This window comes from Telmatospirillum sp. J64-1 (genome assembly GCF_006980715.1).
Classification (GTDB): Bacteria; Pseudomonadota; Alphaproteobacteria; order Rhodospirillales; family Magnetospirillaceae; genus Oleiliquidispirillum; species Oleiliquidispirillum nitrogeniifigens.
In genome coordinates this window covers 122742-147562 of sequence record NZ_SBHN01000009.1, presented here as the reverse complement: position 1 = coordinate 147562, position 24821 = coordinate 122742, and the positions used below count along the sequence as shown (strand labels likewise).

Genomic DNA, 24821 nt, shown 5'->3' with positions numbered 1-24821 from the left:
GGCAGCAACCGCCTTCTGGCGATGCGCCGCCAACGATACAGCCTTCTTGAAAATAAACGCCTAGTTCCCCCAGGGTGTTCCCTAGTCCGAAAGTAGAACGCGGGGAAACCTTTCGGCCACCCCGCGTCGTCAGGCGTAATAAAACGCGAATTTGTTAGTTGGCGCCGGGAGGAGGCGGCGGTTCTTCACCAGCACCGGGCTGCTGATTGTCTTCTTCTGGAGTTTCGGCAGCCTGGACGTCACCGTCTTCCTCAAGGCCCAGCGAAGCAATGGTTTCGCTGTTCAGGCGGCCGGTATTGGGCAGGTCGTTTTCCTGCTGATACTGTTCCAGGGCACTGGCGGTTTGCGGACCCCAGATGCCATCGACCTCGCCGATGTCATATCCTTCCTGCTGCAGCTGTTCCTGCAGACGGCGGACGAATTGTTCATCGGCTTCCAGGCTGGCCGCCTGCTGCTCCTGCTGCCCAGGCTGCTGCTGGCCTTGCTGCGCGGCCTGCTGTTCCTGCTGGCCGGGAGGCTGATCCTGCGGCGCGGCGGCTTGCTGGTCCTGGGGAGCGGGCGGCTCTTCCTGTTGGCCGGCCTGCTGGTCCTGCTGGCCGGGCGGCTGTTGATCCGGCTGGCCGGCTTCAGCGGCCTGGGGGGCGCCTTCCATCTGTTCCAGTTCGGCCAGGAAATCGCGGTTGATCTGGCCGGTGGCGTCCATGCCCTGGGCGGACTGATATTCACGCAGGGCATCGCGGGTCCGCGGACCCCAGATGCCGTCGATCTGGCCGACTTCGTAGCCCTGTTCCTGCAGATGCGACTGCAATTCCTTCACCAGTTCGGGATCAAGGGCCTGATTCTCTTCCCCGGGGATCCCCTCGTCCTGGCCCATGCCGAATTGCTGCTGCTGGCCGTACTGGTCCTGCTGACCATACTGGCCCTGCTGGCCGAATTGATCCTGCTGGCCGAATTGATCCTGCTGGCCCAATTGCTGCTGGCTCGGCTGGCTGAACTGCTGCTGCTGCATCGGCTCAGTAATCTGCTGCTCCGATTGCATGCCGGGCTGGCCCATCTGCTGCGGGAAGCCGCCTTCCTGGCCGACCTGCGCGCCTTGCGCATACGCCGTGCCGGCAAGGAAAAGAGTAGCGACGGCGATGGAAACGGGACCTCTCATGACCTTTTCCTCCTTCTAGAGAACTGCCGCATGGGAAAGGCCGGGCCTTGCCCATGGGACCGGAATAGCGGTCGGAGCGTTACGGAGAGCCGCCACCGGGGGCCGGCTCGTTCATGTCCTGCTCCAGGCCGGGGCTTTCGCCGATACCCGGCTCGGCACTCGGCTGGTCATCGCCGGGCTGACCGAACTGCTGGTCGTCTTCGGGTACGCCTGCCGCCTGGATGTCATCGCCGACACCCAGTGCCGCCAATGTCTCCAGGCCGATCTGGCCTGAAGGCTCGATGTTGTTATCCTGCTGGAATTGCTGCAGGGCGCTGGCGGTCTGTTCGCTCCACTGGCCATCGGCTTCGCCGATGTCATAGCCCTGCTGCTGAAGCTGTTCCTGGATGTTGCGGACGAAGTCGTAGTCCAGGGCTGCCTGCGGACCGGCTTCCAGATCGGTCATGGCGCCCTGCTGCTGGTCCTGGTGTTGCTCTTCGACCTGACCGGTCTGAGGGCCTTCATAGGCACCGACGGTCCCGGTCTGCTGTCCGCCCTGGCCAGCGGCAAAAGCCGGACTGGCGACAATGGCGCCTGCTAACGCCAGGGGTAGCATCGATTTCATACGAAACCTCCTCGGTGGTTAGCCCTTTGGCGTTCCGCCGTGCATTCGGGCATCGTTGTCTGGGTAAATGCGTAAACCGCCAGCCTTGTTCCGGCTCGCCGAAAAAACTGGCCGTCTTCTCCGTTCGGGAACCTGTCGCGCGCGCAAGCGTTGGTCTTGGCAGAGGAAGGGGAGAAGCGGCCATGACCAGACTTCACAGCATGAGCACCATTTGGCTGCGCGGGCCGCTGATCCGCGCCGGGGCGATGATCGGGCTGGGCTTCGGCGGACTGGCCGATGCCGCCGTCTTCCGTCACCTGCTGCAATGGCATCGCCTGATCCCGGCGGGCGGCATGGCGGATGGAGTGTGGCTGGGGGGCTTCCTGCTGGTCCTGGTCATCGGCCTGGGCATGCTGTGGAACGGCATGCGCAATCCGCTGGTCAGCCGTTCGAACCGTTTGCTGGCCGGGTCGGTGATCCTGGGCATGGGGCTGTTCGCCGCCACCAAGGCCCTGCTGTTCCATCATGTCCTGCAATTGCACAATCTACGCCCGGGACCCGACAGGCTGGTCTGGGACATGACTTATCTGCTGGGGGCGTTCGCCCTGCTGGGGCTGGGCTGGCTGCTGATCCGGCGCACCGGATGGCAGTAGGAAGGAGGGGATGATGCGAAAGGACGAAACCGTTTTCGACCCTGCCAAGGCGCTGACCCGCCTGGCCCAGGCCTGCCGGGACGGCGAGCAGGGCTACCGCACCGCCGCCGAGGTGGTGCACGATGACGACGATACCCGCGTCATGTTCGAGCAACTGGCGCAGCAGCGCGCCGATATGGCCAACGAACTGGGAGAGATCGCCCGGAGCCTGGGCGGCGAGAGGGAAGACCAGCCGACGCTGATGAGCAATGTCTTCACCGGCTGGGTCAAGCTGCATGCGGCGCTGAGCACCGACGACACCCAGGCGGCCCTGGACGAACTGGACCGCAGCGAGAACTGGGTGCAAAGAGAGTTCGAGGACGTGCTGGATTCAGGCCTGGAGGGGGAGCTGCGGCCCTTGGTCGAGCGGCATTTCATCCGCGTGCGCGAGGCCCGCGACCGCATCCATACGCTGAGCGAGACGCGCCGGACCTGGGGGCGGCGCTAGAGGCTGCCGGGCTTCAATACGTCCAGAAGCCGCCGGTGGCGCCCACGGCGGTGGTGAACAGGCCGAGGGGAAGGTTGATGGTGATGATCTGCCGGATCTTCCCCAGCTGGCCGGCCGCTCCGGCCAGTTCACCCTTGTCGAAGCTGCGCCGGAAGGCGCGCCAGGGCAGGAAGAAGAGATAGGCGTAAAGCGCCATCATCATCAATCCGGTCGTCTGCATGATGTCGACATGGGGCGGCAGGTTGCCGAAGCCGCCATAGCCCCACAGCACCACGCCATACCCCGTCACCAGCAGCGTGGCGATGGACAGCCACACCCAGCGGAAGAAGCGCGGCAGGACCTGGCGCCACAATCCCAGCCGGTCGGCGGGCTGGCGGTCGCCGAGGGCAGGGCGCAGCAGCATATGGGCGAAGAACATGCCGCCGACCCAGATGACGGCGGCCAGGGTGTGCAGGGCCAGGACCCAGGGAAGCAGACTCAAGGGGCGTATCCTTTTCAGGCCGCGTTGCGCAGGCGGCCCATGATCTCCAGCGCCAGGGCCTGGATCTCGGCGGCGGCGGTGTCGCGGGCATGGGTTTCCACCACGCCCTTGCCTTCCATCATCGAGGCGGCGAAGGCCATGCGGTTGCCGATCTGGCTGTTGGCCAGGGGCACGTTCAATTCCGCCAGCTTGCTGCGCACCACGTCGGACAGGCGGCCGCGCGGCGGCATGCGGTTGAGCACCAGCACCGCCGCGGCTTTCTCCTTCTGCGCCATGTCCAGGGTCGGGCGCGTCGCCCACAGGTCCATGGGACTGGGCTGGACCGGCACCACCACCACATCGGCGGCGCGTACGGCGACGCGGGCATCGGTCTCGGCATGGGGCGGGCTGTCGATCACCACCATGTCGTATTTTCCGCGCAGGCGGTCCAATTCGGTGGACAGCTTCCAGCCGGCGACCTCGACCAGATGCAATCCGCCCGCTTCCTCGCCCAGGATCTCCTGGCGCAGGCGGTACCAGGCCGATAGGCTGCCCTGGGGATCGACGTCGACCATCACGACGCGATGCCCGGAATGCGACCAGGTCACGGCCAGTTGCGCCGCCAGCGTCGTCTTGCCGGCGCCCCCCTTCTGCTGCGCAATGGTCACGGCAAGAGCCGTCATGTCTCTTCCCCCTCAAACTTCCGCGATAGGCTAGACCCTACGCTTCTTATGCCGTTTTGCAAGCGGACCGGGTGAAAACCGCTGGTTTAGAAGCGGTCAAGCCCCAAGCCGCCGGGATCGATGTCGGGTTTGCGTCCGGCGATCAGGTCGGCGAGCAGCCGTCCCGCGCCGCAGGCCATGGTCCAGCCCAACGTGCCGTGGCCGGTGTTCAGCCACAGGTTGCGGACGGGCGTGGCGCCAAGGATGGGCACGCTGTCGGGCGTGACGGCGCGCAATCCGGCCCAGAATTCGGTGCGGTCGTACTCGGCCCCCTGGGGAAAGAGTTCCCGCGTCTTGCGCAGTACCGTCTGGGCGCGGATTTCGGTCAGGCTGGCATCCCATCCGGCCATTTCGGCGGTACCGGCGGCGCGCAGGCGGTTGCCCAGGCGCGAGAAGACCAGTTTGTTCTCGTCGTCGGTGATGCTGACCCGGGGGGCGATATGCCGGTCCGGGTCCAGCGGAGCCGTGATCGAATAGCCCTTGGCGGGATAGATGGGAAGCCGCAGGCCGAGCTGGCGGGCGAGCAGGGGAGAATAGCTGGCCAGCGCCAGCACATAGGCATCGGCGGTGAAGCGTCCCTTGTCGGTCACGACCGCGCTCAGGCGGTCGCCTTCGCGCTCGAAGCCCTGGATGCTGGTGTTCCAGGAGAAGGTCACACCAGCCTCAGCCGCCATTCCGGCCAGCCGGGTGGTGAACAGATGGGCGTCGCCGCTTTCGTCCTGCGGGGTGAAGATGCCGCCGGCAAGCTGGTTGCCGACCGTCCGCAGGGCCGGCTCGATGTCCAGGCACTGTGCGGGCGTCTTCACCTGCCGGACCAGGCCGTAGCGGGCCATGGTCTCGGCGGCATGGCGGGCGCCCTCGAATTCCGCTTCGTCGCGATAGATATGCAGGATGCCCAGCAGGCTCTGGTCGTACTGGATTCCCGTTTCCTCGCGCAATTCGCTGAGGCATTGGCGGGAATAGAGAGCGACACGCAAGGTGCGCTCGGTATTGATCTCGGTGCGGGCGGCGGTGCAATTGGCAAGGAAGCTGATGCCCCAGCGCCATAGCGCCGGGTCCCAGCGGGTCCAGCGGGCGACCAGCGGGGCATCGGGCTTGCCCAGCCATTTCAGCATCTTGCGCGGCGTGCCGGGATTGGCCCAGGGCTCGGCATGGCAGGGCGAGACCTGCCCGCCATTGGCGAAGCTGGTTTCCAGCCCGGCTCCTTCCCGGCGCTCGATCACCGTGACGTCATAGCCGCTTCTGGCAAGGTACCAGGCCGCGGTGACGCCGACGACGCCCGCGCCCATGACCAGAGCTTTCATATCTCCCCCAGGACACTCGCGTGAGAGGCTTTGCCTTATATAATCCGCTTCTGACGGCGAAGCCAGGAATTGCGAGACATTTTCGTTGCAGCGGAGCGGGCCCCGCTTGGCAGTCCTCTTCTCCGCTACTACCCTTTGGACATGACCGACGAACCTGGACATGCCCCGATGAACCAGACCGCCCTCCTGACCGTTGCCCAGATGTATGCCGCCGACCGGGCGGCCATGGCGCGGGGAATTTCCGGCGTGGCCCTGATGGAGGCGGCCGGTTGGAGCGTGGCGCGGGAAGTCCGCCGCCGCTGGCCCCGCCGTTCCGTGGTGGTGTTGTGCGGGCCGGGCAACAATGGCGGGGATGGTTTCGTCGCCGCCCGCTTCCTGGCCGGATGGGGAATGCCGGTGCGGCTGGCCCTGCTGGGGGAACGGGCGGCGCTGCAAGGGGATGCGGCCGTCCATGCCGCGCGCTGGCGGGGCAGGGTGGAGCCTTTGGGGCCGGACGTCCTGTCCGGCAATCCGGTGGTGGTGGATTGCCTGTTCGGCGCCGGGCTGTCGCGCCCGGTCGACGGGACGGCGCGCCAGGTGATCGAGGAGATCGTCCGGCGGCGGCTGGCGGTGCTGGCGGTGGACATGCCCAGCGGCGTGCAGGGCGATACCGGGCAGGTCCTGGGCGTTGCGGCCCCGGCGGTGGCGACCGTGACCTTCTTCCGCCGCAAGCCCGGCCATCTGCTGTTGCCGGGCCGCCTTCTCGCGGGCGAGGTGGTGGTGGCCGATATCGGCATTCCCTCCGCCGTGTTGGAGGAGATCGCGCCGTCCTACTTCGTCAACGATCCGGACCTCTGGCGGCAGGCCATGCCCCGCCCCGATCCCTCGGGCCATAAATACGACCGAGGCCATCTGCTGGTGGTGGGCGGTGCCCGGATGACCGGCGCGGCCCGTATGGCCGCCCTGGCGGCACGGCGTATGGGGGCGGGCATGCTGACCCTGGCGGCGCCGCGCGAAGCTCTGGCCGTCTACCAGGCGGACCGGCCCGGCAATATCGTCCTTCCCCTGGAGCAATGGGAAGAGCTGCTGGGCGACAGGCGGCGTAATGCGGTGCTGCTGGGGCCGGGTGGAGGGCAGGGGGCGGAGATGCGCCGCCTGGTGCTCTCGGCCCTGTCGGCGGGCAAGGCCTGCGTGCTGGATGCCGACGCGGTCACCAGTTTCGCCGGGGATCATTGCGCGGCCTTGACCGAGGCCTGCACTGCAAGATGCGTGCTCACGCCCCATGACGGCGAATTCGCCCGTCTCTTCCCCGATCTCGGCGGCGACCGCCTGAGCCGGGCGCGGGAGGCCGCACGGCGCCTGGGAGGAATCATGGTGCTGAAGGGCGCGGATACCGTCATCGCCGCTCCCGACGGGCGGGCGGCCATCAATGCCAATGCCCCGCCCAGCCTCGCCACGGCGGGGACCGGCGATGTGCTGGCGGGCATGGTGGCGGGGTTGCTGGCCCAGGGCGTCGATCCCTTCCTGGCCGCCTGCGCGGCGGTCTGGCTGCATGGCGCGGCCGCCACGGAAAAGGGGCCGGGGCTGATTGCCGAGGATATTCCGGAGTTTCTGCCCTTGGTAATAGCGCGCCTGGGCCTTTGATGAGGGGTTACCTCCGTTGTCCGGCTTGCCGGGACCGGGGGGCGACGACGATCATCTTAACAAGGCAGGGGAAAGGCTCCATGGAAGAAGTGAAGGAAATTCAGAAGCCGCTCTCGGCGCCTGTAAGCTCCGGTCTTCTCGACCGTCTGCGCGGCCTGTGGCGCGACATCGCCGGTCCTAGCCGCAACGGCGTCATGCCTCCGGTGCAGCCCGATCTGCCCGACGGCGATGCGGAAAGCCTGCGCAGCCAGATGCGCGATTGCCTGGCCGGACGTGGCGGTGAGGTTTCGGCGCGGAGCCGGGCGGCGGCCCTGGGACGGGCCTATCTCAGCCTCAATCCCGAAGGGCGGCGGCGTTTCCTGACCATCCTCGCCTGCGAATTCGCCACCGACCGGGATGCCGTGGACACCGCCATGGCCAAGGTCGCGGCGGCGCGCAACGACCGGGACCGGACGACGGCCGAGCGCGACCTGCGGGCGGCCCTCGAATCCCCGCGCCTGAAATTGCTGACGCAGTTCAATGCCTTGCCCGAGGGGGTGAAGTTCCTGGTCGACATGCGGGCGGAATTGCAGCCATTGGCCCGCCAGGATGCCAAGCTGGCGGGACTGGAGGCCGACCTGAAGGCGCTGCTGGCCAGCTGGTTCGACGTGGGCTTCCTGGAATTGCGCCAGATCACCTGGCGTTCACCGGCCAGCGTGCTGGAAAAGATCATGGCTTATGAGGCCGTGCATGCTATCCGCAGCTGGCAGGATCTGAAGAACCGCCTGGATTCGGACCGGCGCCTCTATGCCTTTTTCCATCCGCGTATGCTCGACGAGCCGCTGATCTTCGTCGAGGTGGCGCTGGTCAAGGGCATGTCGGGGAATATCCAGGCTCTGCTCGACGAAACGGCACCGGTGGACGATCCGCATGCCGCCGACACCGCCATCTTCTATTCGATCAATAACGCCCAGCGCGGACTGGACGGCATCAGCTTCGGCAATTTCCTGATCAAGCGGGTGGTCGACAGCCTGAGCGGGGAATTCAAGAACCTCAAGACCTTCGCGACATTGTCGCCGATCCCCGGCTTCTGCGCTTGGCTGGAGGAGCGGCTGACGCAGGACGAGCCCAAGCTGCTGAGCCCGGCGGAGCAGCGGACGCTGACGACCCTGATGGAAGGCGAAGGGAGCCTGGCCTATGCGCTGCACACGCCCGACTGGTATCGCGATCCGCTGATGGCCGAGGCCCTGCGGCCCATCCTCATGCGCCTCTGCACCCGCTATCTGATGGAGGAGAAGCGGAGCGGCGGGCGGCGCGCCCTGGACCCGGTGGCGCATTTCCACCTGAGCAACGGCGCCCGCATGGAGCGGCTGAACTGGCTGGGCGACGTTTCGCCCAAGGGACTGCGCCAGTCGGCGGGGATGATGATCAACTACCTCTACAAGCTCAACGAGATCGAGGCCAATCACGAAGCCTATACCGGGGCGGGGAGGATCGTTGCCTCCTCCGCCGTCAAGTCCCTGCTCAAGGGGTGAGGGGGCGTTTCCCTTGCTAGGAACGGATATCGCGCAGGAAGCCGTTGACCTGATCGTTCAGGCGTTCGGACTGGCGCGACAATTCCCCGGCGGCGACCAGCACCTCGCCGGCGGCCTGACCGGTTTCCCCGGCCGCCTGGGTGACGAGGCCGATGCTGGAGGAGACTTCGCTGGTGCCGCTGGCGGCTTCCTGGACGTTGCGGGCGATCTCCTGGGTGGCGGCGCCCTGCTGCTCGACCGCCGCGGCAATGGCCGAGGCGATCTGGTTGATGCTGGCGATGGTGTCGCCGATGCCGCGGATGGCGCCGACGGCGTCGCGCGTGCGGCTCTGCACGGTGCCGATCTGCGTGCTGATTTCTTCGGTCGCCCGGGCCGTCTGGTTGGCGAGGCTCTTGACCTCGTTGGCGACGACGGCGAAGCCCTTGCCCGCATCCCCGGCGCGGGCGGCCTCGATCGTGGCGTTCAGCGCCAGCAGGTTGGTCTGGCTGGCGATGTCGCTGATCAGCTGGACCACCTCGCCGATACGCCCGGTGGCCTCGGCCAATCCCTCGACCAGTTCATTGGTGCGCCGGGCTTCCGTGACGGCCGTGCCGGTGATGGCGGTGGACTGGGCGACCTGACGGGAAATCTCGCTGATCGAGGCGGTCAGTTCCTCGGCGGCGGAGGCGACCGTCTGGACATTGCTCGATGCGCGATCGGCGGCATCGGCCACATGATTGGCCTGCTCGGCGGTCTGGTCGGCGGTCGCGGCCATGGCGCGGGCGGTGCTTTGCAGTTCCGTGGCGGCGGAAGCCACGATTTCGACCAGTCCCTGGACTTCCTTCTCGAATTTCACCGCATGCTCGTCGAGCAGCTTGGCGTTGCTCTCGCGGGTGGTGTCGATATAGATGGAAATGGCGAGTTCCATATCGAGGAACACCACCTTGTTAACGGCGGCGAGCAGGGCGGCCAGCATCTCGGGCTTCTTGCGCCAGTGCTGCACGATCACCTGCGTCAGGCGGTTCAGGGTGAAGCAATAGCCCGCCATGTACCAGCGCGGTTCCAGCCCGATGCGTTCATGGGTGCGGCCGATGGTGGTGACCTGACGGAAGTAATTCTCGTCGAAGACCCCGGCGAAGACGCTGTCGAGCCAGTGGCGCCGCTGGATGCTGCGGGCGTGGTCCATGATCTGCTGATTGGGGAAGAGGGCTGCCATTTCGGCAGTCTGGCCGATATGGCGGTAGAAATCGTCGAGGATGGTATCAATATGAGCTTCGAGGACGGGCCTGAACTGGCGCAGAAGGCCGGTTGTCTCGTCGTCGATCTTCAAAAAGCGCAGCCGTCCGGTGCGATCATAATCCGCCATCGCTCAATTCTCCCGCCACAGGTTATATGCACGCACGTTACCGCAACCGGTTCTACCTGCAAGAAAAGAAATGCCGCCTGGTCACCCAGGGCGCGAGAGGAGTGTGCCCTTTTGCCTGTTTACGTCTCCGTGACTATGTTATAGACAGGGGTTCAGGCGGGGCGGCCGGTCCGCTTTCCCAAGCGGGCGTGGTGGAATTGGTAGACACACTGGATTTAGGTTCCAGCGGCGCAAGCCATGGGGGTTCAAGTCCCTTCGCCCGCACCAGCTGTTCCTTCCGGCGCCGGCACCACCCGTCGCGCGCGGCTCACAAGGCCGCGTATCACCACTCTTTTTGACGTTTCGATGGCAGAGATTTCGATGCAGGTAACCCAGACGAACGCTGATGGTCTGAAGCGCGAATTCAAGGTCGTGGTCCCCGCCGGCCAGATCGAGGAAAAGGTTCAGGACCGACTGACCGAAGTTGGTCGTACCGTGCGCCTGCCGGGCTTCCGCCCGGGCAAGGTGCCGATGCCGCTTCTGCGCAAGAAGTATCTTCCCTCCATCATGGGCGAAGTCCTCGAGGCGATGGTCAACGAGGGCACTCGTACGGCCATCACCGACAACAACCTGCGCCCCGCCATCCAGCCGAAGGTTGAGATCACCTCCTTCGAAGAGGGCAGCGATCTGGAATTCGCGGTGGCCATGGAGCTGCTGCCCGAATTCGAGACCATGGATTTCAGCAAGATCGAGCTGGAACGCGAGAAGGTCGAGATCGCCGAGGAAGAGATCAACAAGGCGCTGGAAACCATCGCCGAGCGCCAGTCCAAGACCGAGCCCGCCGACCGCGAGGCCAAGTCGGGCGATGTGGCCGTGATCGACTTCGTCGGCCGCCTGAACGGCGAGGAATTCCCCGGCGGCAAGGCCGAGGGCTACAGCCTGAAGCTGGGCTCGGGCACCTTCATCCCCGGTTTCGAGGACCAGCTGATCGGCGCCAAGGCCGGTGAAGAGCGCATCGTCACGGTGACCTTCCCCGAGGAATACGGCAACGAGGAACTGGCCGGCAAGCCCGCCGAATTCACCGTCAAGGTGACTGAGGTCCGCGAAGTCGTGCCGACCCCGATCGACGACGAACTGGCCAAGGCCGTCGGCCTGGAATCGCTGGACGCCCTGAAGAACGCCCTGCGCGAGGAAATGGGCCGCGACTACACCGCCGTCGCGCGCAACAAGGTCAAGCGCAAGCTGCTCGACGCCCTGGCCGAAGGCCATGACTTCGCCGTGCCCCAGAGCATGGTGGACATGGAATTCGACGCCATCTGGCAGCAGCTGCAGAAGGACAAGGAAGAAGGCCGTCTCGACGAAGCCGACAAGGCCAAGAGCGAGGACGAGCTGAAGGCCGAATACCGTGGCATCGCCGAGCGCCGCGTGCGCCTGGGCCTGGTCCTGTCGGAAGTCGGTCGCAAGAACAACATTCAGGTCAATCAGGACGACCTGAACCGCGCGCTGATGGCCGAAGCCCGTCGCTTCCCCGGTCAGGAACAGCTGGTATTCCAGTACTACCAGAAGAATCCCGACGCCATGAACTCGCTGCGCGCGCCGGTCTACGAGGACAAGGTCATCGACTTCATCCTTGAACTGGCCAAGGTCAGCGACAAGGCCGTCACGGCCGAGGAACTGATGAAGGACCCCGACGCCGAAGGCGAGGAGAAGCCGGCGGAAGAGGCTTCCAAGTAACCTCTGCGTTACCCCGGTTGGTTCGGCTCAACGAAGAAGACGATAAGGAACGAAAAAAATGCGAGACCCTATCGACCTTTATATGAACACCCTGGTCCCCATGGTGGTGGAGCAGACCAACCGGGGCGAACGCGCCTTCGACATCTATTCGCGGTTGTTGAAGGAACGCATCATCTTTCTGACGGGCCCGGTCCATGACGGCGTGGCGAGCCTGATCTGCGCCCAGCTGCTGTTCCTGGAATCGGAAAACCCGAACAAGGACATCGCCTTCTACATCAATTCGCCGGGCGGCGTCGTGACCTCGGGCATGGCCATGTACGACACCATGCAGTACATCCGCCCCGACGTGTCGACCGTCTGTATCGGCCAGGCGGCGTCCATGGGGTCGCTGCTGCTGGCCGCCGGTGCTCCCGGCAAGCGGTATTCGCTGCCCAATTCGCGGATCATGGTCCACCAGCCGTCGGGCGGTTTCCAGGGGCAGGCCACGGATATCGAAATCCATGCCCGTGAGATCCTTGCGCTGCGTTCACGGCTGAACGATATCTATGTGCAGCATACCGGCCAGCCGTTGGACGTCATCGAACAGGCGATGGAACGCGACAAGTTCATGACTGCCACGGATGCTAAGGAATTTGGCCTGATCGACGAAGTCGTGACCGCCCGCCCGGCTCGCCCGGACGAAGACAAGGCTTGATAGACCCCTCAAGGGTCTGGCCGGACGAGGGCGGAGGCAACTCCGCCCTCGTCTCGTTTGGGGCCATCATCCGTAAGATGTTCCCCAAGACACTGAAGGTGGAAGAGGGCGCGATCAGGCCGGATTCGGCCTGGAAAAGGGGGGTGTTGACGGTTTTTTTGCGTTGTGCCCTGCCTACGAACGCGGCTAACATCTTTCCATTGAGGTCTGGCCGCTTTACCGAATGGAGAACCGATGACCAAATCCACGAGCGGCGATTCAAAGAATACCTTGTACTGCTCCTTCTGCGGAAAGAGCCAGCACGAGGTACGCAAGCTCATCGCCGGGCCGACGGTCTTCATCTGTGACGAATGCGTCGAACTGTGCATGGACATTATCCGCGAGGAGCATAAGACGCACCTCGTGCGGTCCCGAGACGGCGTTCCCACGCCGCGCGACATCGCTGCGGTGCTGGATGACTATGTCATCGGGCAGTTCCACGCCAAGCGCGTTCTATCGGTGGCCGTGCACAATCACTACAAGCGTCTGAGCACGGGTGGTAAGGCCAACGAGGTCGAACTCGCCAAGTCCAACATCCTGCTGATCGGCCCGACCGGCTGCGGCAAGACGTTGCTGGCGCAAACTCTCGCCCGCATCCTCGACGTGCCCTTCACCATGGCCGACGCCACGACCCTGACCGAGGCCGGCTATGTGGGCGAGGATGTCGAGAACATCATCCTGAAGCTGCTGCAGGCCGCCGACTACAATGTCGAACGGGCCCAGCGCGGCATCGTCTATATCGACGAGGTCGACAAGATCTCGCGCAAGTCCGACAACCCCTCGATTACCCGCGACGTGTCGGGCGAGGGCGTGCAGCAGGCCTTGCTGAAGATCATGGAAGGGACCGTCGCCTCCGTGCCGCCGCAGGGCGGGCGCAAGCATCCGCAGCAGGAATTCCTGCAGGTGGACACGACCAACATCCTGTTCATCTGCGGCGGCGCCTTCGCCGGGCTGGAAAAGATCATTTCCTCGCGCGGCAAGGGCACGGGCATCGGTTTCGGGGCGGAAGTGCGTGGCCCGGACGAGCGCCGGACCGGCGACATCCTGCGCGAGGCGGAGCCCGAGGATCTGCTGAAATTCGGCCTGATTCCGGAATTCGTCGGCCGTCTGCCGGTGATCGCCACGCTGAACGACCTGGACGAGGCGGCGCTGATCGACATCCTGTCGAAGCCCAAGAACGCCCTGGTCAAGCAGTATCAGCGCCTGTTCGAGATGGAAGACGTGCGTCTGTCCTTCTCGGAAGACGCGCTGTCGGCCATCGCCCAGAAGGCCATCCAGCGCAAGACCGGTGCGCGCGGCTTGCGGTCGATCATGGAAGGCATCCTGCTCGACACCATGTTCGACCTGCCCGGCTTGGACGGCGTGGAAGAGGTGGTCATCAACAAGGAAGTGGTAGAGGGGCGCGCCCAGCCGCTCTACATCTATTCCGACCGTCGTGAGGACATCGGCTCCAGCGCCTGATTTTGGCATACCCCTTGAAGGGTAGCGGAGCGGAAGCCATTTTTAGATGGTCAATGAAAGCGAAGTCGGTCCGGCGACGAGCCGGACCGCTTTTTCTGAAGAGGTAGCATGGTCGAATTGACGAGTGGTGACGTTTACCCCGTCCTTCCGTTGCGGGACATCGTGGTTTTCCCACACATGATTGTCCCGCTCTTTGTCGGCCGCGAAAAGTCGGTGCGTGCGCTGGAAGATGTCATGCGCGAAGACAAGCAGATCCTGCTGGTCGCGCAGAAGAACGCCGCGCAGGACGACCCCACTACTGACGACATCTACATGGTCGGCACCGTTTCGACCGTGCTGCAGCTGCTGAAGCTTCCCGACGGCACGGTCAAGGTGCTGGTCGAAGGTGGTCAGCGCGCGCGCATTCGCCGTTTCGCCGAGAACCAGACGTTCTTCCAGGCGGAAGCCGAGATCATCGACGAGCAGGAAGGCGAACCCCAGGAGCTGGAAGCCCTGTCGCGGTCGGTGGTGTCGCAGTTCGAGCAATACATCAAGCTCAACAAGAAGATCCCGCCGGAAGTGCTGGTTTCGGTCAACCAGATCGAGGATGCCAGCAAGCTGGCCGATACCGTCGCCTCGCATCTGTCGCTGAAGATCGCCGAGAAGCAGGAATTGCTGGAGACCGACGTCATCAGCGAACGCCTGGAACGCGTCTATTCCTACATGGAAGGCGAGATCGGCGTCCTGCAGGTGGAAAAGCGCATCCGCAACCGCGTCAAGCGGCAGATGGAGAAGACCCAGCGCGAGTACTACCTGAACGAACAGCTCAAGGCGATCCAGAAGGAACTGGGCGAGACCGAGGACGGTCGCGACGAAGCCGCTGAGATCGAAGAGCGCATCAACAAGACCAAACTGACCAAGGAAGCCCGCGAAAAGGCTCTGGGCGAGCTGAAGAAGCTGCGTTCCATGAGCCCCATGTCCGCGGAAGCCACGGTCGTGCGCAACTATCTGGACTGGATCCTGTCCATTCCGTGGAAGACGCGCACCAAGGTCAAGAAGGACATCAAGGAAGCCGAGCGCATCCTGAATGCCGACCATTACGGCCTGGAGAAGGTCAAGGAACGTATCCTTGAATATCTTGCGGTGCAGTCGCGCACCAACAAGGTCAAGGGCCCGATCCTCTGCCTCGTCGGCCCGCCGGGTGTCGGCAAGACCTCGCTCGGTACTTCGCTGGCCAAGGCCACCGGCCGTAACTTCGTCCGCATCTCGCTGGGCGGCGTGCGCGACGAGTCCGAGATCCGCGGCCACCGCCGCACCTATATCGGCTCGATGCCCGGCAAGGTGATCCAGGGCATGAAGAAGGCCAAGTCGTCCAACCCGCTCTTCCTCCTCGACGAGGTGGACAAGCTGGGTGCGGATTGGCGCGGCGACCCGGCCTCGGCCCTGCTGGAGGTCCTCGACCCCGAGCAGAACGTGACCTTCAACGACCATTACCTCGAAGTCGATTACGACCTGTCGGACGTGATGTTCGTGACCACGGCGAACACGCTGCGCATGCCGCAGCCGCTGCTCGACCGCATGGAGATCATCCGCCTGTCGGGCTACACCGAGGACGAGAAGGTCGAGATCGCCAAGCGCCACCTCATCCCGAAGGAGATGAAGGCGCATGGGCTGAAGGAGAACGAGTGGAGCATCACCGACGAGGCCTTGCTCGACCTGGTGCGCTACTACACCCGTGAAGCCGGCGTGCGTAACCTGGAACGCGAGATCGCCAACCTGACCCGCAAGGCCATCAAGGAAATCCTGTCGGCCGATGTGGACAGCATCACGGTGACTTCCGAGACGCTGGAGAAATATGCCGGCGTCCGCCGCTACCGCTACGGCGAGGCGGAGTTGGAGGACATGGTCGGTGTAGTGACCGGCTTGGCCTGGACCGAAGTGGGCGGCGAGCTGCTGTCCATCGAGGCCGTGAGCATGCCCGGCAAGGGCGTGATCACCCATACCGGCAAGCTGGGCGATGTGATGCAGGAATCGGTGCAGGCGGCGCGTTCCTATGTGCGCTCGCGGGCGGTTTCCTTCGGCATCAAGCCGACGGTCTTCGAGAAGAAGGACATCCACGTCCACGTTCCCGAAGGCGCCACGCCCAAGGACGGCCCGTCCGCCGGTGTCGCCATGTGCACGGCCATCGTCTCGGTGCTGACCGGCATTCCGGTGCGCAAGGATGTCGCCATGACCGGCGAGATCACCCTGCGCGGCCGTGTCCTGCCGATCGGCGGCCTGAAGGAGAAGCTGCTGGCCGCCCTGCGCGGCGGCCTGAAGACGGTGCTGATTCCGAAGGACAACGAAAAGGATCTGGCCGAGATCCCGGACAACGTCAAAAGCGGCCTGAACATCATGCCGGTCACGACGGTGGACGAGGTCCTTCAGAACGCCCTGGTCCGTCCGCTGGTGCCCATCGAATGGGCCGAGCCGGAAGAAGAGAAGGTCCGTGTCGGCAAGGACAAGGAAGACGATGTGGGTGTCGTCACCCACTAAACCTTACCCGGTCGTTCTGGCTGAAGGGGCGCCGCGAAAGCGGCGCCCTTTTTCTTTGGAAAATCGGGCTGCGGGACCGGGAAATCCGCTTGACGCGCCTGAAATGAGGTCTTTCCGTATATTAGGTTTTTATTCAAATGCTATGTGTCATGCCCAAAGCATCAAAAAAAGCCTGAAAGGCGCACAATCCCTTGGGAAAGCGCGATTTCTCCGATTGACGAGTCTCAGAACTCCGATTTATGCTGCGCCTCATCCTTTTTCGGTATTTCCTACTCCGTAATATAACTTGTGGGTAGCAAAGGGGGCCTCAAGGTGAATAAGAACGATCTGGTTGCAGCGGTTGCCAATTCTACGGGTCTGTCCAAGGCCGATGCGGTTAAGGCCGTGGACGGCGTGTTCGATTCCATCACCGATGCGCTGAAGAAGGGCGAAGAAGTCCGCTTGGTCGGTTTTGGCACCTTCAATGTGGCCGAACGTGCCGCTTCTGAGGGCCGTAACCCCCGCACGGGTGAGAAGATCACCATCCCGGCTTCCAAGCAGCCGAAGTTCAAGCCCGGCAAGGGGCTGAAGGATTCCGTGCAGTAAGCACCGCACAGGATCGCAAATGGAACCGGCCGCCCCCAGGGCGGCCGGTTTTCTTTTATCCGCGTCTTCAGAGCCGCCGTTGAGGCGGTGGCCGCGCTAAGGCAGAGGCCAAACATATGAATATGAAGCGAGATGCAGATTTTCTGGGGCACGCTTTATGACGACGGCATTGCCTTTTGCGTTTCGTCTCGCCATACTCCGGCCTCCGATGGGCGGTTAGCTCAGCTGGCAGAGCGTCGCTTTTACACAGCGAATGTCGGCGGTTCGATCCCGTCACCGCCCACCATCCCTTTCCGTCGAAAGCCCCGCCGCATCCTCCGGCGGGGCTTTCGCTTTTCCTGCCCGGGGAAAGCGGGGAAAGCTGCTGCAAATGAGGATCGTTTGGCGTCTTCCGCATAACCATGCGAGAGACGCGGGCACTTTTCGGCATCTCGGCTGTTAGCCTCTCGATAGCTTCGTAAGGAGGAGAGGTGATGGACCTAGTCGAGTCCCTGCGGCATCTCGTCAAGGTCGATATGGATGCGGTGGGTGCCTATACCCAGGCGATCTATGCCATCCGCGACCGGGACATCAAGGAGCAGCTGGTCGAGTTCCGCGCCGACCATCAGCAGCATGTCAGCGACCTGACCAATGTGATTCTGGACCTGGGGGGGAAGCCGCCGCAGAAGCCCCATGCCTCGGGATTCGTGCTGGCCGGGTTCACCCGCATCGCCTCGGGCATGAGCCTGCCTTCCGCCCTGATGGCGATGCAGAGCAACGAGGTCGTGACCAACCAAGCCTATGAGATGGCCTTGGACAGCAACGACCTGACCAGCGACGTCAAGAGGTTGCTGGACCGGAATCACCGCGACGAGCAACGTCATCTCGAAGCTATCCGCTGGATGCTGGAAGACAGCACCCCCATGGGCAAGGCGCTCAGCGCCACGGCCACAGCCCAGGGTGCCGGAACCTCGCTTTGGCTCAATGTCATCAAGGAAAATCCGATGGCAGCCATGGTTGCCGCTTCCGGCGCGGCCATGCTGATCGGTGGCGCGATCATCAGCCGCCGGCGCTAGCGGCCTGCAATCCTCGCCGACTTCCCACAGCACATGTGCACGCATCATATGAAGCAGGAGGCATGAAATGGCGTTCAATCCGCTCTCCGAGAAGGGCATTCCGATCGATAGACAGCTTCGTAACTGGTCGGAACTCAACATGCAGCCCTACGACAAGAAAAGCGTTCCGGCCTATTCCCGCTGTCGTGGCATCGTCATGAACGGCATCGAAGTCGAAGCGGTGATGTTCGGCCATCAGATGGCGCGCCACACCATCGACATGGACCTGAAGCGGCAATTGGCGATGACGCGCCGTGTCGAGCAGCAGCAGCAGAAAGCCATCAACTGGCTGATCCCCGGCGAGGAAAGCACGTTGGAAGTGACCGTTGCCTACGAGCAGGTGGCCGTGGACCTGACCGCCTGGGTGGCGCAGAACGAACCGGATTCCTATGCCAAGCAGGTCTATGAGTTCGGCCTCCTGGAAGACTTCGACCATCTGTACCGCTATGCCAACCTGCTGGACATGCTGGAGTCGAAGAAGGCCGAGGAAATCGTCCAGGGCCTGACGGAAATCATGCCCGGCCGTCCGACGAACCTGGAACATCGCCATCCCTTCGACGATGTGCGCATGTCGCTGGACCGCAACAGCGCCAATCCCATCTCGCTGCTGCATGCCCTGACCGTCACGGCTGCCGAACAGCAGACCATGAATTTCTACATGAATATCGGCAACCGTCCGCAGGAGCCCATCGCCCGCGCCCTCTACCTGGAAATCGCCCAGATCGAGGAACAGCATGTCACCCAGTACGAATCCCTGATGGATGCCGGGGCGAGCTGGACCGAGATGCTGGTCCTTCATGAATACAACGAATGCTACATGTACTATTCCTTCATGCAGCAGGAGGAAGACCCGCGCCTGAAGCAATTGTGGGAGCTTCACCTGAACATGGAGATCGAGCATCTGCGCATCGCCTGCGACCTGCTGCGCAGCATCGACCGCAAGGACCCGGAAGCCATGCTGCCGAAGGAAATCCCCGAGGTGCTGACCTTCCAGTCCAACAAGGAATATATCCGCCGCGTGCTGGCCGATCAGCTGCACATGACGGCCGACGGCATCGACATCGTGCCGGTGGACAGCCTGCCCAAGGATCACCGCTGGTACAATTACCGCAAGACGGTCAACGGCCCGAACGACAACTCCCCGACCGAGGAAATCATCAACCAGGAACGCAGCGCCAAGGGTGATGAATATCGCCTCCAGACCGAAGGGGAACACCCGGTGGACTGGCTGCGCTGGAAGCATGCGGCCGAATAGCAAGGGCCGGTATGGGCGGGAAGGGGCGGGCCGGAAGGCACCGCCCCTTCTTTCTTATCCGATCTCGAAGCGGATGCCCTGGGCCAGGGGCAGTTCGGTGGAATAATTGATGGTGTTGGTGGCCCGGCGCATATAGGCCTTCCAGGCATCCGAGCCGGATTCCCGTCCGCCGCCGGTTTCCTTTTCCCCGCCGAAGGCACCGCCGATCTCGGCGCCCGAGGGGCCGATATTGACATTGGCGATGCCGCAATCCGATCCGATGGCGGACAGGAAGAGTTCGCATTCCCGCAGATCGCTCGAGAAGATGCAGGACGACAGGCCTTGCGGCACGCCGTTATGCAGGGCCAGGGCTTCCTCCATGCTGCGGTGGCGCAGGACATAGAGGATGGGGGCGAAGGTCTCCGTCCGGACGATTTCGGTCTGTTCCGGCATCTCGACGATGGCGGGGCGGACGTAATAGGCACCGGGATAGCGGTCCGCCAGCACGCGTTCGCCGCCATGGACGATGCCGCCATCACCCCGGGCACGCTCCAGGGCGGCCTGCATGGCATCGAAGGCGCCCTTGTCCACCAGTGGGCCGATCAGCGTGCCGTCCTCCAGCGGATTGCCGATGGGGGCCGAGCCGAAGGCCTTGACCAAGCGCGGCAGCAGGTTGTCATAGATGTCTTCATGCAGGATCAGGCGGCGCAGGCTGGTGCAGCGCTGGCCGCAGGTGCCGACGGCGGAAAAGGTGATGGCGCGCACGGCCATGTCCAGGTCGGCCGAGGGACGCACGATCATTGCCGCATTGCCTCCCAATTCCAGCAGGCTGCGGCCGAAGCGGATGGCGACCTTGACGCCGACCTCGCGGCCCATGGCGGTCGAGCCGGTGGCGGAAATCAGCGGCAGGTCAGGGCTTTCCACCAGTGCCTCGCCCAGGGCTTTGCCGCCGATGACGACCTGCAGCAGATTGTCGGGTGCATCGCCGAAGCGGGCGGCGGCGCGGTTGAAGATGTTTTGGCAGGCCAGCGCGGTGGCGGGGGTCTTTTCCGAGGGTTTCCAGATCACCGGATCGCCGCAGACCAGGGCCAGTGCCGCATTCCACGACCACACGGCCACGGGAAAGTTGAAGGCAGAGATGACGCCGCAGGGGCCCAGGGGGTGCCAAGTCTCCATCATGCGGTGGCCGGGCCGTTCCGAGGTCATGGTCAGGCCGTAGAGCTGGCGTGACAGGCCGACGGCGAAGTCGCAGATGTCGATCATCTCCTGGACCTCGCCCAGGCCCTCCTGAAGGATCTTGCCGGTTTCCAGGCTGACCAGGCGGCCCAGGTCCCCCTTGGCCGCGCGCAATTCCTCGCCCAGCAGGCGCACCAGTTCCCCCCGCCGGGGCGCCGGGACCTGCCGCCAGACCTGGAAGGCGGCTGTGGCGGCGGCGGTGACCTGCGGCATGGCCTCCGGCGGGGTCTCGCGCAGCCGGGCGATCTCGGCGCCGTCTATGGGAGAGAGGACCGGCACGCCGTCCGTGGCGGCGGGGATGCCGAGGCGTTGGAGGAGATCGGAAGGGGACATGGCGCTATTCATTGTCTCAAGCGGCAATGCGGGCTCAAGACGGGGAAGAGTGACTCCATCCTCCCGCCTTCCTCTAAAGGGTTGGAGGAGAAGGGGGGCGCTTCAATCTGAAAGAGGTCATACGAAACTCAGCGGCGTTTGTCCTTTCCGGTCTTGCGCTCGGGCGGCAGCATCCAGGCTCCGGTCCAGAACTGGAGCATCTGCTTGGTCATCTCGTTCATCATCAGGTTCTGCTGCCGGTAAAATTCCGCCATCCACAGGCCGCGTCCCGCTGAAAAGGCCTGATTGGCACCGCTGAGCCACAGGCTCATCATCGGGTTCTTTTTCATCTGTTTGTTCCATGAAGGAAAGGAAGGGAGGACGATGCCTCCCTTCCTTCGTTCGCCGATGTCTGGGCGGATCAGTGCTTGGCGTCGCCACGCCCCTGTTCGTTGCGCAGCAGATATTCCCGGGTGATCGGCGGAATCTGTTGGGAAAGCCACGAGACCATTTCCTCCTGGTCGCGGACGGCTTCGTCGCAGGTCGCCTTGATGGCCGGTTCGTTGTTCAGCTCGGCAGCCGTCGCCAGGGCCTTGAAGTTGGCCAGTTCGAATTCCTCGAAGGCGGCGGCGGCGACCACCTGCTTGACGATTTCGTCCGACGAGCCGCCGGTGATGGTCTGCTGGGCCATGCTGGCGAATTTGGTGGTCATCTCCTTAAAGGTGGATGTATCGGCCCCCAGATCCTTCAGATGGCGCTCGAGCTTGTCCGCCCGCATGCGCGATTCCTGCATGTGCTGCTCGAACCGGCTGCGGATTTCGGGATAATGTTCGAGATGGGACACCAACCGTTCCTGATTGTCGACCGTCGCTTGTTCCATGGCATGGGCATCGCGCAGCCACGCGATCATGGTGTCCTTGGCCTGTTGCATGAGAATTCCTCCACCAAATTTTCACACCGGAAGAAACAGTTCGCTGCCCCTTCTTGTTCCGCTTTCATTCGGGCGAGGAGGGCACCTGCCCTTTTGTGAGAGAGATCAATCCTGCTGCCAGGGTTCCCTGCGGCGGCGGCCCAACATGGCATTGCCCAGCAGCATGGCTGCCCCCGAGGCGGCGACGGCGGCGGCCAGCGGATTGGCCTTGATCACGTTCATCCAGACCGAGGTGCCCACGCCCTGGGCGGTGGCCGAGGTGCTGAGAATCCGCCCGGCGGGAGAACTGTCTTCCAGCCAGGTGCGGATGGTTTCCAGATGGCGCTGCTCGTCGCGGTGGTTGCGGTGGACCAGGTCCAGCACCTGCCGGGGCAGGCCGCTGTTCAAGGCGATCTCGTAGGCTTGGTTGGTCACCACCTCGTTGCTTTGCATCGCCATCAATGCCGTGGAGACGCCCATCCCCGAGGCGATACGGGTGAAGCCTGCCAGGGCGAAGGCAGAGATATGAGGCTGTTGCGGAGGATCGCCGCCCAGATCGCGGATGGCGGCGGAAAGGTCGCGGATATGCCTTTCATGATCCTCGCGGAAATCCTGCAATACCTCCTTCAGTCCGTCGTCTTGGATGGCGTGAATGGCCTGGGTATAGGCGCGTACGGCGTCCATATCGACCCGGACCAGATGGACCAGCGGCTCGATAGCGTCCATGGTCAGTCCTCCTGTCGTTCTCGACCTGTAAACACGCCTGCCGCGAAAACGTGCGCGGATCAGTTGGGGGTGACCCAGGAGAAACAGGCCGCGGGCAGGAAACCGCCGCTGACGAAGACGGCGCCGTGGCGGTAGAGCTGCCAGGAGGAGCCGTCCTCGCTTTCGCTCATATCCAGCACCCACAATTCGCCGCCCTGATTGCTCCAGACGGTGCGGGCGCCCACGGCGGCGACGGCGGTGAAGATTTCCTGGCTCGATAGGCCGGGCTTGAACAGCACCGTTACCGTCGAGCCGTCTCCGGCGGGGCCTGTGCTGATCAGGCCGGTGCCGATCACCATCCCGGCCAGGACGGCAACGAAAGGCGCGGATTGGGGCGCCCCGGAGCCGGGATGCCGGGGGCGCAGCAGCCATCCGGCAATCAGGAAGGCAATGCCGAACAGGGTGAACCAGACTAGGTCCCACATCAGCGGCGAGGATGTGTCCATGCGTACGCGGTGAAAGCCCAGCAGCCAGTGGAACAGGATGATGTCGAGGATATGCCAGAGGCCGAAGCCGAGCAGGACATTCGCCAGCAGCAGGCGGTCGCCCTTGGGCCGCACCGCATCCTGCCGCCCACGCCAGAGCAGGAACAGTCCCAGCACCGCCACGACATACATCCCCAGGTGAAACAGCCCGTCCGCCATCACCTGGATGCGCAGGTCGCGGAAGGTGGCGCCTTCCAATCCGCTCAGCAGGTGATGCCATTGCAGGATCTGATGCAGCAGGATGCCGTCGAAAAAGCCGCCCAGCGCGAAGCCCAGGCAATAGCCCGCCCAGGAATAGGCGCGGCTGAAAGGGGAAGGAACGGCGGGTGTGGCGGCCATGTCCGTTTTCTCCGGCAGGGTCGCAGCCTGTAACACGGCAATGCCGTGCAGGTTCCTGCGGAACTTTGCTCTCCTGCCGCACGTTCTCTTCCCGGTACAGCGGAGGCATCGGCATGAACGGTTGGACCAGCGGAGCCATCTCGGGGATCGTCGCCACGGCGGCCATGACTCTTGCCATGAACGCCCTCTACCGGCGCTTGCCGCGCGAGGAGCGCTATCCCTTGCCCCCGGCCGAGATCACGGCGGAAGTGGCACGGCGGGCGGGCTTGCCGAGGCAAAGCACGGTGGAGACGACCCAACTGGCCCATTTCGCCTATGGCGCGGCGGCGGGGGCCTTGTATGGCGCCGTGAAAGGGCCGGGCCGAGGCAATGTGGCGGAAGGCGCGGCTTATGGCGTCGGCGTGTGGACGGCCAGCTATCTGGGCTGGATCCCCGCCGTCCGAATCCTGAAACCGGCCACCCGCCATCCGCTGCGCCGCAATGCGCTGATGCTGGCCGTCCATCTGGTCTGGGGCGGCAGTCTGGCCCTGTGCAACCGCCTAGCCGAGGGGGCTAGCCCGCCGGAGCGAGAGACTGCACCAGCGTCTCTGCCGCATGCAGGCCCTGCTGCCAGCGCGCCGCGACGGAATGCGCCGAGAACTCGAAGCTATGCTGGGCGATATCCTCGTCACGGCGCCGGTGGGTGATGGTGTGGAGCCGGATATCCGGTCGTTCCCGCCGGAGCGCTTCGACGGCATGCCGTGATTGGGTCGAGAAGAACAGATCCTGCCCCAGGCCGACCAGGGCATCCGGCGACATATACGGCCAGTCCGGAAGGGTGAAAAGGTCGATGGCGAAGAGCGTGGAGCCCGGCGGCGCCTGCCAGGCCATGCGCAGGGGCAGGTTGGCGACGAAGCCGCCATCGGCGAGCCAGCGCCCATCGACCTGGCGCGGCGGAAAATCGGGCATCAGCGAGCAGCTGGCGACGATATGTTCGGGTTTGATCTTCCCGGCGGCGCTGTCGAAGATCACCTCCTCGCCGGTTTGAATATCGGTGCAATGCACTGTCAGGCGCGGTCCGCGTCCCAGATAATCGAAATCGGCCAAGTCCTCCAGCGTCCTTGCCAAGGGCGAAAGATCGTAAAGCGCGGGTATCGGCCATTCATCGGCTTTGGGGGCGCCCATGGGGCGGTAGAGGCCGGGCCGGCCCAGCAGGCGCGCCTGCAGCAGGGCGAAGCGGTTGGCCGCCAATCGCGCCGGTCCCCGGCTGGGCACCAGGAAAGGGCCGTCGCCCGTCGAGACTTGTGTCCAGAAGCGATGCAAGGCGGGCAGCCTCCGGTCCGGCGGATTGCCCGCGACCAGAAGGGCACAGATCGCCCCGGTGGATGTGCCGCAGACGATGTCGGGCTTGATCCCCGCCTTGGTCAGCCCCTCGAAAGCCCCGGCGACGAAGGGGCCTAAGGCGTTGCCGCCGCTGAAGGCGAAGATCACGATCGGCTTGTCTTTGGACATGGGGGGCCCTTTTCCTGCTGCGCATGCCCAACCAACCGCTGCGGCGGCCTTCTGTTCCTTCCGAGAAGGCGTTTGTCCGGGGAACAAAGCCCTGGGGAGCGC

Annotated in this window: 23 protein-coding genes and 2 tRNA genes; 13 read left to right on the top strand and 12 right to left on the bottom strand. The window is 64.1% G+C overall.

The genetic code is table 11. The features are described from left to right. Positions 1-154: 154 nt before the first annotated feature. Together EPD66_RS10795 and EPD66_RS10790 are read right to left on the bottom strand one after the other, a co-directional pair. A complete protein-coding gene (locus tag EPD66_RS10795) occupies positions 155-1156 on the bottom strand; it encodes a peptidoglycan-binding protein (RefSeq protein WP_142848512.1) in 1002 nt (333 codons plus the stop codon). Positions 1157-1235: 79 nt separating this feature from the next. Next, positions 1236-1760 carry a peptidoglycan-binding domain-containing protein gene (locus EPD66_RS10790; protein WP_142848511.1) on the bottom strand — a complete coding sequence of 175 codons (525 nt, stop codon included), beginning with the start codon at positions 1758-1760 and terminating at the stop codon, positions 1236-1238. 182 nt (positions 1761-1942) lie between these two features. Here EPD66_RS10790 and EPD66_RS10785 point away from each other — a divergent pair, with 182 nt between their 5' ends. Both EPD66_RS10785 and EPD66_RS10780 read left to right on the top strand, forming a co-directional pair. Further along, positions 1943-2392 (top strand): DUF2243 domain-containing protein, encoded by a 450-nt coding sequence (locus EPD66_RS10785; protein ID WP_142848510.1) that lies wholly within the window; start codon positions 1943-1945, stop codon positions 2390-2392. Between the two features lie 10 nt (positions 2393-2402). After that, positions 2403-2879 carry a PA2169 family four-helix-bundle protein gene (locus EPD66_RS10780; RefSeq protein ID WP_142848509.1) on the top strand — a complete coding sequence of 159 codons (477 nt, stop codon included), beginning with the start codon at positions 2403-2405 and terminating at the stop codon, positions 2877-2879. Positions 2880-2892: 13 nt separating this feature from the next. Here the strand turns inward: EPD66_RS10780 and EPD66_RS10775 are convergent, their stop codons facing one another. From EPD66_RS10775 to EPD66_RS10765, 3 genes are all read right to left on the bottom strand, one after another. Then, a complete protein-coding gene (locus EPD66_RS10775; RefSeq protein WP_255448446.1) occupies positions 2893-3360 on the bottom strand; it encodes a CopD family protein in 468 nt (155 codons plus the stop codon). A 14-nt stretch (positions 3361-3374) separates the two neighbouring features. Beyond that, a complete protein-coding gene (gene parA, locus EPD66_RS10770) occupies positions 3375-4022 on the bottom strand; it encodes a ParA family partition ATPase (protein ID WP_142848508.1) in 648 nt (215 codons plus the stop codon). 86 nt (positions 4023-4108) lie between these two features. After that, entirely contained in the window at positions 4109-5365 is a 1257-nt protein-coding gene (locus tag EPD66_RS10765) for a D-amino acid dehydrogenase (protein ID WP_142848507.1), read from the bottom strand. Between the two features lie 168 nt (positions 5366-5533). On the opposite strand from EPD66_RS10765, the gene EPD66_RS10760 reads away from it, so the two are divergent. Both EPD66_RS10760 and EPD66_RS10755 read left to right on the top strand, forming a co-directional pair. Next, positions 5534-6988: an NAD(P)H-hydrate dehydratase gene (locus EPD66_RS10760; RefSeq protein ID WP_142848506.1), complete on the top strand. Its 1455-nt coding sequence runs from the start codon at positions 5534-5536 to the stop codon at positions 6986-6988. 80 nt (positions 6989-7068) lie between these two features. After that, the gene (locus EPD66_RS10755) at positions 7069-8502 is read left to right on the top strand and encodes a malonyl-CoA decarboxylase (RefSeq protein WP_142848505.1); all 1434 of its coding nucleotides are present in this window, start codon (positions 7069-7071) and stop codon (positions 8500-8502) included. A gap of 16 nt (positions 8503-8518) precedes the next feature. Here the strand turns inward: EPD66_RS10755 and EPD66_RS10750 are convergent, their stop codons facing one another. Continuing rightward, complete coding sequence (locus EPD66_RS10750; protein WP_142848504.1) at positions 8519-9847, bottom strand: globin-coupled sensor protein; 1329 nt, start codon at positions 9845-9847, stop codon at positions 8519-8521. Between the two features lie 182 nt (positions 9848-10029). Here EPD66_RS10750 and EPD66_RS10745 point away from each other — a divergent pair. From EPD66_RS10745 to EPD66_RS10705, 9 genes are all read left to right on the top strand, one after another. Then, positions 10030-10114, top strand: a tRNA-Leu gene (locus EPD66_RS10745). A gap of 93 nt (positions 10115-10207) precedes the next feature. Continuing rightward, positions 10208-11560 (top strand): trigger factor, encoded by a 1353-nt coding sequence (gene tig / locus EPD66_RS10740; protein ID WP_142848503.1) that lies wholly within the window; start codon positions 10208-10210, stop codon positions 11558-11560. 58 nt (positions 11561-11618) lie between these two features. After that, a complete protein-coding gene (clpP, locus tag EPD66_RS10735; protein ID WP_142848502.1) occupies positions 11619-12254 on the top strand; it encodes an ATP-dependent Clp endopeptidase proteolytic subunit ClpP in 636 nt (211 codons plus the stop codon). Positions 12255-12488: 234 nt separating this feature from the next. Beyond that, positions 12489-13754, top strand: coding sequence for an ATP-dependent Clp protease ATP-binding subunit ClpX (gene clpX, locus EPD66_RS10730; RefSeq protein WP_142848501.1), 1266 nt, complete (start codon positions 12489-12491; stop codon positions 13752-13754). A gap of 108 nt (positions 13755-13862) precedes the next feature. Beyond that, positions 13863-16268: an endopeptidase La gene (lon, locus tag EPD66_RS10725; RefSeq protein WP_142848500.1), complete on the top strand. Its 2406-nt coding sequence runs from the start codon at positions 13863-13865 to the stop codon at positions 16266-16268. Between the two features lie 312 nt (positions 16269-16580). Beyond that, a complete protein-coding gene (locus tag EPD66_RS10720; protein ID WP_142848499.1) occupies positions 16581-16853 on the top strand; it encodes an HU family DNA-binding protein in 273 nt (90 codons plus the stop codon). A gap of 210 nt (positions 16854-17063) precedes the next feature. Next, positions 17064-17139, top strand: a tRNA-Val gene (locus tag EPD66_RS10715). Between the two features lie 187 nt (positions 17140-17326). Next, positions 17327-17908, top strand: coding sequence for a ferritin-like domain-containing protein (locus tag EPD66_RS10710; RefSeq protein ID WP_142848498.1), 582 nt, complete (start codon positions 17327-17329; stop codon positions 17906-17908). Positions 17909-17975: 67 nt separating this feature from the next. After that, positions 17976-19202 (top strand): hypothetical protein, encoded by a 1227-nt coding sequence (locus EPD66_RS10705; protein WP_142848497.1) that lies wholly within the window; start codon positions 17976-17978, stop codon positions 19200-19202. A 54-nt stretch (positions 19203-19256) separates the two neighbouring features. Here the strand turns inward: EPD66_RS10705 and EPD66_RS10700 are convergent, their stop codons facing one another. From EPD66_RS10700 to EPD66_RS10675, 6 genes are all read right to left on the bottom strand, one after another. Further along, on the bottom strand, positions 19257-20750 hold the full coding sequence (locus tag EPD66_RS10700) for an aldehyde dehydrogenase family protein (protein ID WP_142848496.1): 1494 nt from the start codon (positions 20748-20750) through the stop codon (positions 19257-19259). A 128-nt stretch (positions 20751-20878) separates the two neighbouring features. Continuing rightward, on the bottom strand, positions 20879-21079 hold the full coding sequence (locus tag EPD66_RS10695; protein ID WP_142848495.1) for a hypothetical protein: 201 nt from the start codon (positions 21077-21079) through the stop codon (positions 20879-20881). A 71-nt stretch (positions 21080-21150) separates the two neighbouring features. Then, the gene (locus EPD66_RS10690; protein WP_142848494.1) at positions 21151-21660 is read right to left on the bottom strand and encodes a DUF892 family protein; all 510 of its coding nucleotides are present in this window, start codon (positions 21658-21660) and stop codon (positions 21151-21153) included. 105 nt (positions 21661-21765) lie between these two features. Further along, positions 21766-22365, bottom strand: coding sequence for a DUF2383 domain-containing protein (locus tag EPD66_RS10685; protein ID WP_142848493.1), 600 nt, complete (start codon positions 22363-22365; stop codon positions 21766-21768). Between the two features lie 59 nt (positions 22366-22424). Then, complete coding sequence (locus tag EPD66_RS10680) at positions 22425-23228, bottom strand: DUF2243 domain-containing protein (RefSeq protein WP_142848492.1); 804 nt, start codon at positions 23226-23228, stop codon at positions 22425-22427. 552 nt (positions 23229-23780) lie between these two features. Beyond that, complete coding sequence (locus EPD66_RS10675; protein WP_142848491.1) at positions 23781-24719, bottom strand: patatin-like phospholipase family protein; 939 nt, start codon at positions 24717-24719, stop codon at positions 23781-23783. Between the last annotated feature and the right edge of the window lie 102 nt (positions 24720-24821).